Below are 982 nucleotides of genomic sequence, written 5' to 3' on the forward strand. Positions count from 1 at the left end.
AATTCTGTAATTATTTTTTTCATTAATTATTTACCTCCATATATTAAAAATATACCTAATTTTAGGTATATTTTATAAATATCAAGAGTTTTCGACAAAATTAAAGCCTTTGAATCAAAATATATAGAATACACAAAAGAAATATTTTAAATTTTTTATTTTTTTTGATATAATAACAATAGTCTATGTAGAAATATCAATAAATATTCTTATATAGGAAACGAAACATAAAAAGATGAGGAGTTTATTTATGGCAATAAAAAAGAAAATTGTTATGCAAGAAGAATTACCAGTAGTTGATTTAATAAATCAAATTATTGAGGAAGGAAAAGAGTTAACTACTAAAACTGATATAAAAGCAGCAAAAGAAAAACTAATGCATGAAGAATGAATTAAAAAAAATAATGAAGCATGTGCTATTGCAGCAAAAAAATGAGAAGAAAAAATTAAATTAGCAAAGGAAAAAGAACTTAAAGCAGCATCAAAACTTAAAGATGTTGATAAGATTGAACAAGAAAAAATTGCTTTATTAGAACAAAAACGGAAAGAAGAAATTGCTAAAAATAATGCTTTATATGAAGAACGTGCTAAAAAACAAGCTCGTTTGACAAATATTTCACGTGTTAAAAAAGCAATGCGTGAGCGAAAAATAATTTTATCAAAAGAATCATGAGAAAAAGAGTCACAAAAATGACAAAAATTATTAGATCAAGTTTCACGTTAATTAAATAACTTGCACTGATGTTTATCAGTGTTTTTTTAATTTAAAATAAAATTGTTAAGTCACTTAATTTAGTTTTAAATAAAAATAAAATTATCTTAAACTTGGCAAATAAAAAGTTAAAAACTCATGTCAAAATTCTCATGCTTTGGTTTTTAATAGACTTCTTGCATAACCTAGTTATTTTAAAATTCCTATAAAATATATTTAAAATAGAAATTATAGGAATCTAAAATTATGAAATTTGATAAATTTGNATTA

1 protein-coding gene is annotated in these 982 nt (G+C 22.0%); it reads left to right on the forward strand.

Going from position 1 to position 982, the window contains the following annotated elements; translation table 4 throughout:
- Positions 1–250 precede the first annotated feature (250 nt).
- A complete protein-coding gene (locus tag EHV01_RS05960) occupies positions 251–724 on the forward strand; it encodes a hypothetical protein (protein ID WP_422066661.1) in 474 nt (157 codons plus the stop codon).
- The last annotated feature ends 258 nt before the right edge of the window (positions 725–982 follow it).

This window comes from Spiroplasma sp. hy2 (genome assembly GCF_044714365.1).
Classification (GTDB): domain Bacteria; phylum Bacillota_I; class Bacilli_A; order Mycoplasmatales; family Mycoplasmataceae; genus Spiroplasma; species Spiroplasma phoeniceum.